Annotated in this window: 11 protein-coding genes; 6 read left to right on the plus strand and 5 right to left on the minus strand. The window is 68.5% G+C overall.

Going from position 1 to position 14,196, the window contains the following annotated elements; all coding sequences use genetic code 11:
- The first annotated feature begins 94 nt into the window (after positions 1-94).
- Both Q7J39_RS19360 and pdeM read left to right on the plus strand, forming a co-directional pair.
- Positions 95-1,903, plus strand: coding sequence for a helicase-related protein (locus Q7J39_RS19360; RefSeq protein ID WP_304829276.1), 1,809 nt, complete (start codon positions 95-97; stop codon positions 1,901-1,903).
- Complete coding sequence (pdeM, locus tag Q7J39_RS19365; protein ID WP_304829279.1) at positions 1,900-2,631, plus strand: ligase-associated DNA damage response endonuclease PdeM; 732 nt, start codon at positions 1,900-1,902, stop codon at positions 2,629-2,631. The genes Q7J39_RS19360 and pdeM overlap by 4 nt, the downstream gene beginning before the upstream one ends.
- Here pdeM and Q7J39_RS19370 read toward each other — a convergent pair.
- Genes Q7J39_RS19370 through Q7J39_RS19385 form a run of 4 tightly spaced genes read right to left on the minus strand, consistent with a single transcriptional unit; the run spans position 2,628 to position 7,811 of the window.
- A complete protein-coding gene (locus Q7J39_RS19370; RefSeq protein WP_304829282.1) occupies positions 2,628-3,080 on the minus strand; it encodes a DUF3429 domain-containing protein in 453 nt (150 codons plus the stop codon). The genes pdeM and Q7J39_RS19370 overlap by 4 nt on opposite strands.
- A 5-nt stretch (positions 3,081-3,085) precedes the next feature.
- Positions 3,086-3,868 (minus strand): TIGR02186 family protein, encoded by a 783-nt coding sequence (locus Q7J39_RS19375; protein WP_304829285.1) that lies wholly within the window; start codon positions 3,866-3,868, stop codon positions 3,086-3,088.
- Complete coding sequence (locus Q7J39_RS19380; RefSeq protein WP_304829288.1) at positions 3,868-4,788, minus strand: sulfite exporter TauE/SafE family protein; 921 nt, start codon at positions 4,786-4,788, stop codon at positions 3,868-3,870. The genes Q7J39_RS19375 and Q7J39_RS19380 overlap by 1 nt, the downstream gene beginning before the upstream one ends.
- Positions 4,789-4,814: 26 nt before the next feature.
- The gene (locus Q7J39_RS19385) at positions 4,815-7,811 is read right to left on the minus strand and encodes a peptidoglycan-binding protein (protein WP_304829291.1); all 2,997 of its coding nucleotides are present in this window, start codon (positions 7,809-7,811) and stop codon (positions 4,815-4,817) included.
- Between the two features lie 311 nt (positions 7,812-8,122).
- On the opposite strand from Q7J39_RS19385, the gene Q7J39_RS19390 reads away from it, so the two are divergent.
- On the plus strand, positions 8,123-8,314 hold the full coding sequence (locus Q7J39_RS19390) for a hypothetical protein (RefSeq protein WP_304829294.1): 192 nt from the start codon (positions 8,123-8,125) through the stop codon (positions 8,312-8,314).
- On the opposite strand, the gene Q7J39_RS19395 is transcribed toward Q7J39_RS19390, so the two are convergent.
- A complete protein-coding gene (locus tag Q7J39_RS19395) occupies positions 8,311-10,008 on the minus strand; it encodes a bifunctional lysylphosphatidylglycerol flippase/synthetase MprF (RefSeq protein WP_304829298.1) in 1,698 nt (565 codons plus the stop codon). The two genes, Q7J39_RS19390 and Q7J39_RS19395, sit on opposite strands and share 4 nt — an antisense overlap.
- Before the next feature lie 149 nt (positions 10,009-10,157).
- On the opposite strand from Q7J39_RS19395, the gene Q7J39_RS19400 reads away from it, so the two are divergent.
- From Q7J39_RS19400 to Q7J39_RS19410, 3 genes are all read left to right on the plus strand, one after another.
- Complete coding sequence (locus tag Q7J39_RS19400) at positions 10,158-11,381, plus strand: acyl-CoA dehydrogenase family protein (RefSeq protein WP_304829301.1); 1,224 nt, start codon at positions 10,158-10,160, stop codon at positions 11,379-11,381.
- Positions 11,382-11,459: 78 nt separating this feature from the next.
- Positions 11,460-12,671 (plus strand): acyl-CoA dehydrogenase family protein, encoded by a 1,212-nt coding sequence (locus Q7J39_RS19405; protein ID WP_304829304.1) that lies wholly within the window; start codon positions 11,460-11,462, stop codon positions 12,669-12,671.
- 70 nt (positions 12,672-12,741) lie between these two features.
- A complete protein-coding gene (locus Q7J39_RS19410; RefSeq protein ID WP_304829307.1) occupies positions 12,742-13,959 on the plus strand; it encodes an acyl-CoA dehydrogenase family protein in 1,218 nt (405 codons plus the stop codon).
- The last annotated feature ends 237 nt before the right edge of the window (positions 13,960-14,196 follow it).

Genomic DNA, 14,196 nt, shown 5'->3' on the forward strand with positions numbered 1-14,196 from the left:
CGGTGGACGATCCCGTCGTGATCCGCCGCTGGCTGGGCTGCTTCCCTCCCCCGTTCCGCTCCGCTCCACAGGGGAGGAAAGAACGGTCGATCTGGTGCGCGGTCCCGGCGGGGCTGCGCCCATCGTCGACATGCTGCTGGCCGAAGGCCGCGTGCCGTGGGCGGGGCACACCGCCCAGCACGCCATGCCCGAGGTCTATGAGGCCATCAAGAAGGCCCGCACGGCGTTGGTTTTCGTCAACACGCGCTTCCAGGCCGAATTCGCCTTCCAGGAACTCTGGAAGATGAACGACGACGACCTGCCCATCGCCCTGCACCACGGCAGCCTGGCCGCCGAGCAGAGGCGCAAGGTGGAGGCCGCCATGGCGCGGGGTGAACTGCGCGCGGTGGTCTGCACCTCGACCCTGGATCTCGGCATCGACTGGGGGGACGTGGACCTAGTGATCCAGCTGGCGTCGCCCAAGGGTGCGAGCCGCATGGTGCAGCGGATCGGACGGGCCAACCACCGGCTGGACGAGCCCAGTCGGGCGCTGTTCGTGCCGGCCAACCGTTTCGAGATGCTGGAGTGCCAGGCCGCCCGCGAAGCCATCGCCGAAAACAAGTTCGATGGCGACGCGGCCCGCACCGGAGCGCTGGACGTCCTGGCCCAGCACGTCATGGGCTGCGCCTGTTCCGAGCCCTTCGACCTGCTGAAGCTCTACGACGAACTGGTCACCGCCGGCCCCTATCGCGATCTCGCCTGGGAGGACTTCGAGCAGGTCGTGGATTTCGTCTCCACCGGCGGCTACGCGCTGAAGACCTATGACCGTTTCCGCCGGATCGTGAAGGGGCAGGACGGCCTTTGGCGGGTGCGCGACCAGGCCACCGCCCAGCGCCACCGGATGAATGTGGGCGCCATCCTCTCGCCGGCCGTGCTGGCGGTACGCATCGCCATGGGCAAGCGCCTGACCGGCGGGCGCAAGATCGGCGAGGTTGAGGAAGGCTATGTCGAGATGCTGGAGCCCGGCGACACCTTCGTCTTCGCGGGCCAGGTCTGGTCCCTGGTGGCGGTGACAGGCCTCGATGTCCTGGTGCGGCCGGCCATGGGCAAGGACCCCAAGATGCCCTCCTGGGGCGGCTCGAAGTTCGCGCTGTCGACCTTCCTGGCCAAGCGGGTGCGCGAGCTGATGTTCGACGAGACCCACTGGAAGGTTCTCCCCAACGACGTCCGCGAATGGCTGGAGATCCAGAAGGACCGTTCGCTGATCGTGAAGGAGGAGGAGCTGTTGCTGGAGACCTTCCCGCGCGGGAAGCGCAACTTCATCGTCTGCTACCCCTTCGAGGGCCGCCTGGCCCATACGACGCTGGCCATGCTGCTGACCCGGCGGCTGGAGCGGATGGGCGCCGCCCCCCTGGGGTTCGTCTGCAACGACTACGCGGTGGCGGTCTGGGCGCTGAACCCGCTGGACCGACTCGATTTCGACGAACTGTTCGCCGAAGACATGCTGGGGGACGACCTGGAATCCTGGTTGTCGGAGAGCTTCATGATGAAGCGCGCCTTCAAGGGCTGTGCGATCATCTCAGGCCTGATCGAGCGGCGATTCCCAGGCGAGCAGCAGAAGTCCGGACGGCAAGTGACCTTCTCCACCGACCTCATCTACGACGTGCTGCGCCGCCACCAGCCCGACCATCTGCTGCTGCGTTGCGCCCGGGAGGACGCCGCCACCGGCCTGGTGGACGTGGCGCGGCTGGGTCAGCTACTGGCCCGCATCAAGGGCAAGATCCGCCATGCGGCCCTGGACCACCTGTCGCCCTTCTCGGTGCCCATCCTGCTGGAGATCGGCAAGGAGAGGACGCCAGGCGCGGCCGGCGAGATGATCCTGGCCGAGGCCGAAAGCGACCTGATCGCCGAGGCCATTTCGTGAGCGCGCTGGCCCAGCCCCGCCATGTCTACGATTGGGGTCCCAGCCCCTGCGGCGGCCTGCGAACGACACTGAGCGGCGCGGCGGTGACGTTTCGCGCCAGCGGAGCCCTGTGGATCGAGGCCGAGGCGATGCTGGTGGTGGCCGACCTGCACCTGGAGAAGGGCAGCGCCTATGCCGCGCGTGGCCAGATGCTGCCGCCCTACGACACCCGGGACACCCTGCGACGCTTGACCGCCGAGATTTCTGCGACGCGTCCGACGGCCGTTGTACTGCTGGGAGACACCTTCCATGACCGCGCCTCCGAAGACCGGCTGGCGCCCGACGACGCCGAGCAGCTTCGGACCCTGGCGGGCCTGACCCGGCTGATCTGGGTGATCGGCAACCACGACGCCGACGGCCCCCGCGCCCTGCCCGGCGAGGTGGCCGACGAACTGACCGTCGCTGGCCTGCTGCTGCGCCACGAGCCCCAGGCGGGCCTGCAGCCCGGCGAGGTGGCCGGTCACCTGCATCCCTGCGCCAAGGTCACCGCCTCGCGCGGCACGGTGCGGCGGCGCTGCTTTGTCACCGATGGCGAGCGGCTGGTGGTCCCGGCCTTCGGCGCCTATGCCGGCGGCCTGAATATCCGCGATCGGGCGTTCTCTGGACTGTTCGCGCGCGACCCGCTGTGCGGAGCCCTGGGCACAGGTCGCGTCCACGCCGTGGGCTGGCGCTCCGTCACCGTCGACTAGAGCTTCATGGCCTGTTCCAGGGCCATGGCCAGGGACACCGCCGCCCCGAGGGTCAGGACCGTCATCAGCCGCGGGTAGCGCGCCGGCACGTCCGGTGCGGAATGGTCGAACAGCCACTGAACGATGAAGGCGCCCATCAGACCGGTGATGATCCAGGCGTTGGGGATGTCGCCTCGGGCGACGATCAGGCCAAAGCCCGCCATCGGCGAGACGATCGAGCCGGCCAGCCTCTGCCAACGCGGCGCCTCGCGGCTGCTCTCCAGACCCCAGCGGATGCCGCCCAGAAAGCCCAGCATGATCGCCGACCAGACCAACAGCACGCTGAGGGCGCGGCCTGACCACTGTGGCGGCCCATAGGCGTAGAGGCTGGCGGAAAGCGGGAAGGCGGCCAGGCCGATCAGGGCGATGGCCCACATCGGCTTGGGGGCGGAGGTCTCGGCGTCCGTCACAGGCGTCAGTTCCTCCGGAAGGCGAGCGAGGCGGCCCAGCCCGCGCCGAGCGCCATGGCCATTGAGACCAAGCCGTATAACCATGGGCTACGATGGGCGAAGAGGTAAAGGGTCCGCTCGATCCCGGCCTTCTCAACCGTCAGTGATCGGACCTTTCGCGAGACCGGCTGGCCGTCCTGGAAGAGGATGATCTCGGCCTGGTAGCGGCCGATCGGCGCCTCAGTCGGCAGGTCGATCTCGGCCTTGAACAGGTCGGTATCGACGAAGGTCACCCCCTTGTCGTCGGCATCGTAGAGGCCTGCGTTCTCCTTCAGCCGCACCACGGCGCGCCGCCAGTCCAGATAGTCGGCGCCCAGACGGCTGACCACCACGTCGCGCACGCCGTAGCGAGTCTCGGTGTGCTGTTCGAAGGGCGCGTTGATGGCCAGATGGTCGATGCCGGCGCCCAGGCGGCGCAGAGTCCCGAATCCGGCGATCTCCTCCAGCGGACGGGTCGAGGCGGTCATGTAAAAGCCGGGCGCGCCGCGGAACACCACCGGCCGGCTGTTGACCCAGACGCCCGCCACCTTGGTCTTGCGGGCGATGCGGACCGGCAGCTCGGGGCCGCGGACGATGACCACCACGTCGCTGGGCTTGGTGGTGGGGTCGAAGACCGCGCCGTAGAGCACGATACGGGCGCCCCGGAAGCTGGAGGTCACCCGCACCTGGGTGGTGGTCAGCGCCGCCGAGACCGCCGCGGGCGAGGCTGTGAGTTGGGGCGCCGTGGGGCTGGGGATGTCGAGCGCCATCAGCCCATCCCCGTCATCAGCACGAAGGGCTCATCGGGGGTGAAGAACAGGCCCAGGCCCATTCGCAGGCCCACCAGCAGGACGATCAGAGCCAGCAGGGCGCGCAGCTCCTCGGCCCGGAAGCGGGAGGAGGCCTTGGCGCCAAGCTGGGCGCCGAGCACGCCGCCAACCAGCAGCAGGGTGGCAAGCACGATATCGACGGTTTGGTTGCGACCGGCCTGAAGCACGCCGGTCAGCGATGTGGTGATGATGATCTGGAAGAGGCTGGTGCCCACCACGACGCCCGCCGGCATGCGCAGGATGTAGACCATGGCCGGGACCAGGACGAAGCCGCCGCCGACCCCCATGACCGCCGAGAGCACACCGACAAAGACCCCCAGTAAAACTGGCGGAATGACGCTGATATAGAGCCGCGAGCGGGGGAACCGCATCTTCAGCGGCAAGCCATAGAGCCAGGGCGGGCGGCGGTCCTTGCGCGGCTTGGGCGGTTGGCCGCTGCGGCGGCGCAGGATCGACTGCAGGGACTCCACCAGCATCAGCCCGCCGATGACACCCAGGAAAATCAGGTAGGAAAGCGCCACCACCAGGTCGGCCTGGCCCATCAGCCGCAGCCAGCGGAAGACCTCCACCCCGACGATCGCGCCCACGACGCCGCCGCCCGCCAGCACCCCGCCCATGCGGAAATCCACGGCGCGTTTGCGGGTGTAGGAAATGACGCTGGAGGTCGAGGAGGCCGCCACGTGGTTGGCCATGCTGGCCACGGCGACGGCCGGCGGGATGCCCATCAGCACCAGGACGGGTGTCATGAGGAAGCCGCCGCCGATGCCGAACAGGCCGGAGATGAAGCCGACGAGCGCGCCCAGCGCCACCAGGAGCGGCGCGTTCACCGAGACTTCGGCGATGGGAAGATAGAGGTCCAAGGTCGCCTCTTATGGCGCCTGGAGCGCTAGCGCGTGAAGACGGAAAGCTTGGAAACCGTCGTCGAATCCAATTGGCCGGTGGCCTGCATGCCCTGGTCGCGCTGATAGGCGGCGACGGCCAACTTCAGGGCGCCCGAGGCGCTGCCGTCCGTCGGACCCTGGTAGTAGCCGAGGCGCGAGAGCGCTCGCTGGGCGGTGACCACCGTGGGTGAGGCTGGGCCTGCCGCCACCGCGGTGGCCGGGGCGACCGAAGGATTGGGCGTGGAGGCGCGGAACGCCGCGGCGGCCCGCTCGGCCACCGTGCGGGCGTCGGGGGAGAGGCCCGACGCCACGCGCTGGGCGCTGGAACGGGCCTCGCCGTCGCCGGTGCGGGCGGCCACCAGATACCACTTGTAGGACTCCGCTGCATTCTGGCTGACGCCGAGACCCTGCTCGTAGAGAGCCGCGAGATTGTACTGGCTGTCCACTAGGCCGAGGTCGGCGGCGCGGCGGAACCACTGGGCCGCGGTGGTGGAGTTCTTCGCGCCACCCGCGCCCGAGATGTAAGAGATGCCCAGGTTGTGCATCGCCTTGGGATCGCCGCCCTCGGCGGCGCGCTCGGTCCAGCGGCGGGCCTCGATCAGGTCCTTCTTCACCCCGCCCGAACCATTCTCATAGAGCTTGGCGAGGTAGAACTGGGCGGGCGCGTGGCCGAGATTTGCGACGGCCTTGAGCTGGTCGAGGCTGCCGGCCTGTTTGGCCTCCACCGCCGAGGCGGCGGCGGCGAAGCGCTGGGCGAGATCGGCGGCGGGCGGAGCGCCGGGCGCGATGGGCTGGGGCGAGAGCGCGATGGCCACGCGGGGGCCGTCGCCGAAGGGGGTGGTGTCGGCTTCCGAGGCCATGATTTCCTCGGACCTGCCGCCGTTCATGGCGGCCAGCGCGTCGGCCACCCGCTTGGGCGGGGCGCCGCCGGGCTTGCCGTCCATCAGCATGAAGCTGGCGGTGGCCAGGCTGAGGCAGGCCGCGCCGCCCACCACCATCAGGGCGGTCTGCAGCGACGATCCAGCGCGGCGCTTGGGCCGCGCCCCGAAGCTGGCGAACAGCGAGGTCCCCGGCTCCTTGACGACCTTGGAGGCCTTTTCCGGCTTGGCCTTCTTCTCCTTGGGCTCCCTGACCTTGCGGCCCTTGCCCTCGTTCTGCACCGAGGCGCGAGCAGCCGCGCGGGCCTGTTCGATCACCTCGCGGGTGGAGAGCGGACGGCCAGGCTCGGGCGGCGCGGCGACCGTGTTGGAGCCGATCGGGGCCTCGTAGGCCTCCTCCAGGGGCTCTCCCTCGTCACGCTCTCCGATGGGCGCAAAGCCGTCGGCGGCCTCGAAATCCTCTGCGTCGAAGGCCGGGCGTTCAGGCTCGCTGGAGAAGGGCTGACCGGGGAAGCCGTCCGGCGCGTCGGGGCCAGTCTCGGGGGCTGAGAAGGCCTGGCGCGCCAGGGGATCAACGGCGGCGCCCTCGGCGGGGCCGAAGCTCGGGAAGGGGTCGGGGCCGAAGGGGGACAGCAGTTCCGGCGCGGCGGGCGGCGCGCGGACGATGGGCGCGGCGGCCACCTGTTCCGACAGCCGACGATGGGACTCGCCCAGGCGCGCGTCAATCTTCTCGCGCGCCTCCTCCAGCATGCGGGCGGTGCGCTCCTCGCTCTGGCGGATGCGCTCCACCAGGTCGTCTGAGGCGCGCTCGCTGCGCTGATTCATGCGCTCGGTGACCCGGGCGACCTGCTCGCCGACATCATCGATGGCCTGGGCCGAGCGGCGTTCGGCGTTGGCGATACGCTCGGAGAGCTTTTCGGTGATCCGACCGATCTCGGCGCCCAGACGCTCCAGCGCCTCGGCATGGACACTGTCGGTGCGGCCCAGCTTGCTCTCCATCGCCTGGGCGATGCGGGCGACTTCGCCGCCCACCTGTTCAATCGCGTCGGCGCTGCGGTGTTCGGTGGACTGGACCCGGCGGTTGAGGTTGTCGGCCACGGTCAGCACCTCCCGGCCCATCTTTTCGATCGCCTGGGCCGAGCGCTGCTCAGCCAGGCGAACGTGATCACTCATCTCGGCCAGCTTGCGCTCCATGCGGTCGAAGCGGCCTTCGGCCGAGACCTGGAGCTTCTGGGCGATCTCGCCGCGCGCGGCGTCGACCCGACTGTTGAGATTGGCGGCGAGCTGTTCAAGCCGGCGGTCCAGGGCCGGCGAGGCGCCGCCCTCCACCGCCCGGAGGCGGCCGTCCACGCTGGAGAAGGCGTCCTTCAGCCCCTCCATGGCTGCGGCGGTGCGCGCCTCGGCGTCGGCCAAGCGGTCGCCGACCCGGCTGACCACCTCCTCGATGACCGCGGTGGGATCGCCGCCGGCGCCGTGGGTCTGGACCTCGTCAACCCGTTCGCGCAGGGCGGTCAGGGTCTCGCGGGTACGGGCCTCGCCTTCGTAGAGATGGTTGGCCACCTTGCCGAGCGCCTGCTCCAGCGCGCGCAGAGCCTCGGCGGAGCGTGGGCCGGCAGCCTCGCCCTCCACCCGGCGGACGCGTTCGGCGAGCCTGGCCTGCTCAGTGCGGGCCTCGTCCACCGCGCCCTCGAAGCGGGCGGCCACGGCGACGTTCTCGCGCTCGGCGATCTCGATGCGCGACAGCGCGTCGCGCACCGAATGCTCGACGGCGCTGATGGCCAGGCCGGCGCGGCCCTCGGAATGCTCGATGCGGTCTGTCAGGCGATCCAGCGCCAGAGTGACCCGGCCGATCTCGTCGGCGGGATGCTCGGGCGCCTCGTAGCGGGTGGCCGGCTCGGGCGGCCTCGGCGGCGCCTGCGGACGCGGAACCTCGGCGCGGGGCGCGTCATGCCGCAGCGGTTCTTCGTGGAAGACTTCCCGGGGGGGGGCGACGAGAAAGGATTCCGGCCGGATCGGCGGGACATCGTCTTCGACCGTGCGCTCGGTGAAGTAGGTTTCCGAGGTGACTTCCTCGGGCCCCTCGTCCTCGAGGATCATGCGGTTCAGCCATTCACCCAGAGTCATGCCGGAGCGCCGGGCGAGGTCCTTGGCGACCTCCCGGGCTTTTGGGTCGATCCCTTTGACGCTCCATGGCGTCCCCGAGCTCATACCGAATCGTTCTCCGCAGGACTGGCTTTGGACGCTAGCCACCGAACCTTGGGGTGTAAACGCGAGGTTAACGCTAGATGTAGCGTCTGGAGCGATTGGCTGTGGATGATCTGAATCGCCCGGGAACCCAGGCGGGGGCGGGGATGGCGCAGGGGAGACAGTCAAGAATCCGATCGCCTTTGCGGGCCGGCCGCGCCTGCGCTACGCCGTCGCACATGACTCTACCCGTGACCCTGAGCCTGATCGCCGTCTTCCTGGCCATCGCCGTCTTCGCCGGCTGGCGCGGCGCCCAGCCCCCCAATCCGCTGCGAGGGGTGCGCATGGCGCCCCACCGGCTGATCATGGTGACGGCGGCGGCGGCGGTGCTGATCCTGCTGGTTCACCTGGTGAACCTGCTGGGGGTGCACACCGGACGCTAGGCGGTCGCGCTCAAGGGATCGCTGGGATTGGGGGCGAGGGGTCCGGACTCCTCGGCCTTCTTCGGGCGCTTGGCGAGTCCGGCGACTCCGCCGGAGGACAGCAGGCCCACATCGGCGAGGAGCAGGGGGATGGCCCACTTGCGCGGCGCGGCGATATAGCGGGGCTGCCAAAGCGGATCGTACTTGTCCTTGTAGGTCCGCACGCCCTGGAAATTGTAGATTTCCTCGGCGTGCTCGAAGAACAGGTTTCCGACCCGGGACATGACCGGCGCGAGGGGACGATCCTCCAGGCCAGCCAGAGGCGCCATGCCGAACTCGACGGCCTTATAGCCTTGGGCGCGCCCCCATTCGATGAGCTCGACGAACAGGTAGTCCATGATGCGCTTGGGCGCCGCGGGGCCGTAGCGCATCAGGTCCATGGAGAAGGAGGTCTTGGCCGCCGTGGTCCAGAGCGTGGCGAAGGCCACGACGGCGCCCTCGAACCGGACCACCGCCACCGGGAATTCCGAGACGTAGCCGGGGTGAAAGCCGCCCATCGAGAAGCCCTTCTCACCCCCCGCATGCTCGGCCAGCCAGGCGTCGGAGATCTTCGCCAGGGTCGGGACGAGGTCGCTGATCTGGTGGGGCGGAATGACCTCGAAGGTCGCGCCCTCCTCGCCAGCCTTGCGCCAGGCGCGGCGCAGATTACCCCGTTTGGTGCCTTCGATGCGGAAGGTCTCCAAAGGTACGGCGGCGGCCTCCCCCACCTTCTGGATCGAGAAGCCCAGTTCCACCACATCGGGCAGATGGTCGGCGCCGATGCCGTAGATGCCAGGCCGAGCGGCGTGGGCGTCGGCCAACTCCCGGAACCGCCAGAGCAGTTCGAGCTGCTCGTCGCGACGACCGACCGGGGCGCCCAGCGCGATCCAGGAGCGTCCGCGCACCCCGAACATCAGGAAGCTGTGGCCGCTGGCTGAGAACAGGAACCGCTTGTCCCCCAGCAGGGCGACGTTGGAGCCCGGCTCGGCCACCTCGGCATTGGCCAGGATATGGCGCACCCGCTGGAAGTCGCGGTCGGCCTCCCCCACCACCGGAGGCGTGGCCGCCGTCGCCACCATCCGCCACAGGCCAAAGGCGAAGAGGGCGATCGCCGCGCCGGCCCAGGCCCGGATCGAGCGGGCGGCATCGGCGTCCACCATCACTCGCCAGAACGGCTGGTCGGCATAGTCGGCGTGCTGGAAGGACCAGAGGCCCATCAGCCCCGCTCCCACCAGGGCGGCGAAGGCCGAGGCTAGCCAGCCCGGGGTGATCTCCATGCGCGACAGCCGCGCCGAGCGGGGGAAGGCCTTGCGGAACGGCAGCAGCAGGAAGGCGAGCCCCACCAGGAGCGCGGTCTCCTCCCAGACGAAGCCCTTCAGCAGGGAAAGCGGGGCGGCCAGCAACAGGGCTCCCATGGTGGCGCCCCAGGCAGCGTCGAGCCGGGAGCGCAGCCCGAAGGCCAGCATCACCAGGGTCAGGCCCAGTATGGACGAGAGGAAGTGGCTGACCTCTATCAGATAGACCGGGGTCACCTGATAGAGCCGCAGGAACCGGTCGGGCACCGACGGCGTGGCGCCCGAGGCCACCAGCATCACACCCGCCGCCAGGGTCAGGACCGCGCCGATGAAGGGAGCGACCGCGAAGGCCGCCGGCTTCAGTTCTCGCCAAAATCTCATTCGTGGTCCGGGTGATGCGAAACGGCAGGCGGACTTAATAGCCGCTTTTTGAGCTTTAGGCCGGGTCAAACAAGCGTTTCGTTCCTTGCTCTTGAGGCGCCCGACGCTAATGTGGCGGGCGCAAAAGCTTGAGACCTCGGGAGGATTCCATGGCCGACTTCGGCGGCGGCGACATCGACGCGTTCCGCAGCGAGGTGCGCGCCTGGCTGGAGGCCAACTATCCGGCCGAGCTGCGCGACCCCAAGGCCAAGACCGATCCCGAAGCCGTGTGGGGCGGCCGCGCCTTCGCCGGCGGGAGCGACCCGCAGGCCATCTGGACCCAGCGCATGGGCGCCAAGGGCTGGACCACCCCCACCTGGCCCAAGGAATACGGCGGCGCCGGCCTCTCGCCGGCCGAAGCCCGCGTGCTCGATCAAGAACTGGCCGCCGGCCGCTACCGCCCCGGCGTGCTGGCCTTCGGCATCTGGATGCTGGGCCCCGTGCTGCTGGAATACGGAGCCGAGGACCAGAAGAAGACCTTCCTGCCCCCCATCGTCCGTGGCGAGATCCGCTGGTGCCAGGGCTATTCCGAACCCGGAGCCGGCTCCGACCTCGCCAGCCTCGCCACCCGTTGCGAGGACAAGGGCGACCACTGGCTGATCAATGGCCAAAAGGTGTGGACAAGCTACGCCGACAAGGCCGATTGGTGTTTCTGTTTGGTGCGGACCGATACTTCGAAGAAGCATGAGGGGATCAGTTTTGTGCTGATCGACATGCGGACCGAGGGCGTGGAGACGCGGCCGATTCAGCTGATCTCCGGGGAGAGCCCGTTCTGCGAGACGTTCTTCAACGACGTGAAGATCCCGAAGGACCAGCTGGTGGGCAAGGTCAACGGCGGGTGGGAGATCGCCAAGCGGTTGCTGCAGTATGAGCGGCAGAACATTTCGGGCGGTTTCGGCGGCGGCGGTGGAGCCGGTGGCTCGGCGGCGGACCTGCCGGTGGTGGCCAAGAGCTACAATGGCGCCGATGACACCGGTAGACTGGCCGATGCGGACCTGCGCCAGCGGATCACCAAGAACGAGATGGACTTCCGCTCGCTGCGCCTGACCATCGGGCGGACGGCGGCGGAGGCGCGGGCCAGCAACGGGCCGAGCGCGGCGACCTCGATCATCAAGTTCGCGGCCGCCGAGTTCGCCAAGGAGCGGTCTGAGCTGATGATCGAGTCCATGGGCCATCAGGGCCTGGGCTGGGAGGGCGACGCCTACACGCCCGGCGAACTGACCGCGACCCACGGCTGGCTGCGCTCGAAGGGCAATTCCATCGAGGGCGGCACGACCGAGGTGAACATCAACGTGGTGGCCAAGCGGGTGCTGGGCCTTCCCGATCCGAAGTAAGCGCCTACATCCAGGGCGCCGCTCAATTTCAGGGCGGCGCGACATTTGAAGACTGATTTTCGAAAAGGCGATTTTCCCATGGCCGATTTCGGCGGCGAAGACACCACCGCATTCCGCAGCGAGGCCAAGGCCTGGCTCGACGCGAACTTCCCTGAGTCCCTGAAGAAGAACCCGGCCGCCCAGCTGGCCGCCCAGATGGGCGGGACCGAGAGCGCCGACGCCAAGGCGTGGCGTGAGGCCATGGGCGCCAAGGGCTGGGGCACGCCGACCTGGCCGGCCCAATACGGCGCCGGCGGCCTGAGCCGTGCGCAAGCCCGCGTGCTGGCCGAGGAGATGGCCGCCATCGGCGCCCGCAACCCGATCGGCGGCATGGGGGTGATGATGTTCGGCCCCACCCTGGTGGAGTACGGGACCGAGGAGCTGAAGGCCCAGCACCTGCCCGGGATCATCAAGGGCGAGGTCCGCTGGTGCCAGGGCTATTCCGAGCCGGGCAGCGGTTCGGACCTTGCGAGTCTTCAAACCCGCGCCGAAGACAAGGGCGACCACTGGCTGGTAAATGGTTCAAAAATTTGGACTTCTGGCGCAAATCTGGCCGACCGTTGCTTCTGCCTGGTGCGTACCGACACCTCAAAGAAGCATGAAGGCATCAGCTTCCTGCTGATCGACATGACCGCGCCGGGCGTCGAGGTTCGGCCGATCAAGCTGATCAACGGCACCTCGCCGTTCTGCGAGACCTTCTTCACCGACGTGAAGGTGCCCAAGGACCAGCTGTTCGGCCCGCTGAACGGCGGCTGGACGGTGGCCAAGCGGCTGCTGCAGTTCGAGCGCGACAATATCTCGGCCGGCCTGGGCGGCGGCAACCTGGGCGCGGCCCAGGCGACCATGACCGTCAGCGAGGCGGCCAAGCACTATATGGGCGTCGACGAGGACGGCGTGCTGGCCGACACCGACCTGCGCCGCCGGATCACCGAGCACCTGATGGAGACCAAGGCCTTCCAGCTGACGGTCCGCCGGGCGGCCGACGAGGCCAAGTCGAACCAGGGCCCGTCGTCGGCCACCTCGATCATGAAATATGCCGGCGCCAAGATCGCCCAGGACCGCAACGAACTGATGGTCGAGGCCATGGGCCACAGCGGCCTTGGCTGGGACGGCGAGGGTTTCGAGGGCAATGAGCTGGCCACGGTCCGCGCCTGGCTGCGCTCGAAGGGCAACTCCATCGAGGGCGGCACCTCGGAGATCAATCTCAACGTGGTGTCCAAGCGCGTGCTGGCATTGCCGGACCCCAAGTAACGGGGACTCCGAACGGGCGTATTTTGTGTTATACTGATAGCTAAGAATTTGAATTCAGGGAGAATTTTAAATGGCTGATTTCGGAGGCGCTGATCTCGACGCTTTCCGCGCCGATGCGCGCGAGTGGCTCGAGGCGAATTTCCCCAAGTCCCTGGGCAAGAACCCGGAGGCCCTGCAGGCCGCGGTGATGAGCCCCGAGGCCCCCACCGGCGACTACGCCGTGTGGAAGGAGCGCATGGGCGCCAAGGGCTGGGGCGTTCCCACCTGGCCGGCGGCCTATGGCGGCGGCGGCCTGTCGGCCGGCGAGGCCCGCGTGCTGGCCTCGGAGATGGCCAAGATCGGCGCCGTGAACCCGATCGGTGGCATGGGCGTCGGCATGTTCGGCCCGACCCTGCTGGAATACGGTACTGAAGAGCAGAAGCAGAAGTATATCCCCGACATCGTCACCGGCAAGGTGCGTTGGTGCCAAGGTTTCAGCGAGCCGGGCGCCGGGTCTGATCTGGCCGCTCTGCAGACGAAAGCTGAAGATAAGGGCGACCACTTCTTGGTGAATGGGTCCAAGATCTGGACGAGTGGCGGCCAATACGCCGACATGATCTTCTGCCTGGTCCGCACCGACCAGTCGAAGAAGCACGAGGGCATCTCCTTCGTGGTCTTCGACATGCATCAGTCGGGCGTCGAGGTTCGTCCGATCCGCCTGATCGCCGGCTCCTCGCCGTTCTGCGAGACCTTCTTCACCGACGTGAAGGTGCCCAAGGAAAACCTGGTGGGCCCGCTGAACGGCGGCTGGACCGTGGCCAAGCGCCTGCTGCAGCATGAGCGTTCGGGCATGGGCGGCCGTCAGGGCGAGGGCGGCAACCGTTCCAAGGCCGACATCCTGGGCGTGGTGGCCAAGAAGTATGTGGGCGAGGACGCCAAGGGCCGCCTGGCCGACAGCGACCTGCGCACCCGCATCATCCAGAACGAGATCGACCAGCGCGCCCTGCAACTGACCGTGCGCCGCGCGGCCCTGGAATCCCGCAGCAATTCGGGTCCGTCGGCCGCCACCTCGATCATGAAGAACGCCAACATGAAGGTCGCCCAGGATCGGGCCGAGCTGACGCTGGAGTTCATGGGCCACCAGGGCCTGGGCTGGGAAGGCGGCGATTTCACGCCCGAGGAGCTGACCGCCGTGCGCGGCTGGCTTTCCGGCAAGGCGGGTTCGATCTATGGAGGTTCCAACGAGGTGCAGAACAACATCATCTCCAAGCGGATCCTGGGGCTGCCGGACCACATCCTGCAGCACTGATAGTGGGGGCCGTCGCGTAAGGCCGCGACGCCTCACGGTCGCCCTTCTCCCCTTGCGGGAGAAGGTGGCCCTGCGGAGCAGGGTCGGATGAGGGGTCGAACCGGCCTCTCGGAATTGACGATCGGGCGTAGAGCGTCGAGGGTTGCGCGACCCCTCATCCGTCGGGCCTTCGCCCGACACCTTCTCCCGCAAGGGGAGAAGGCCAACAGTTTTCGAGTGACCTGAATTTTCAAGGAG

It is taken from the genome of Phenylobacterium sp. (assembly GCF_030651185.1).
GTDB lineage: Bacteria > Pseudomonadota > Alphaproteobacteria > Caulobacterales > Caulobacteraceae > Phenylobacterium.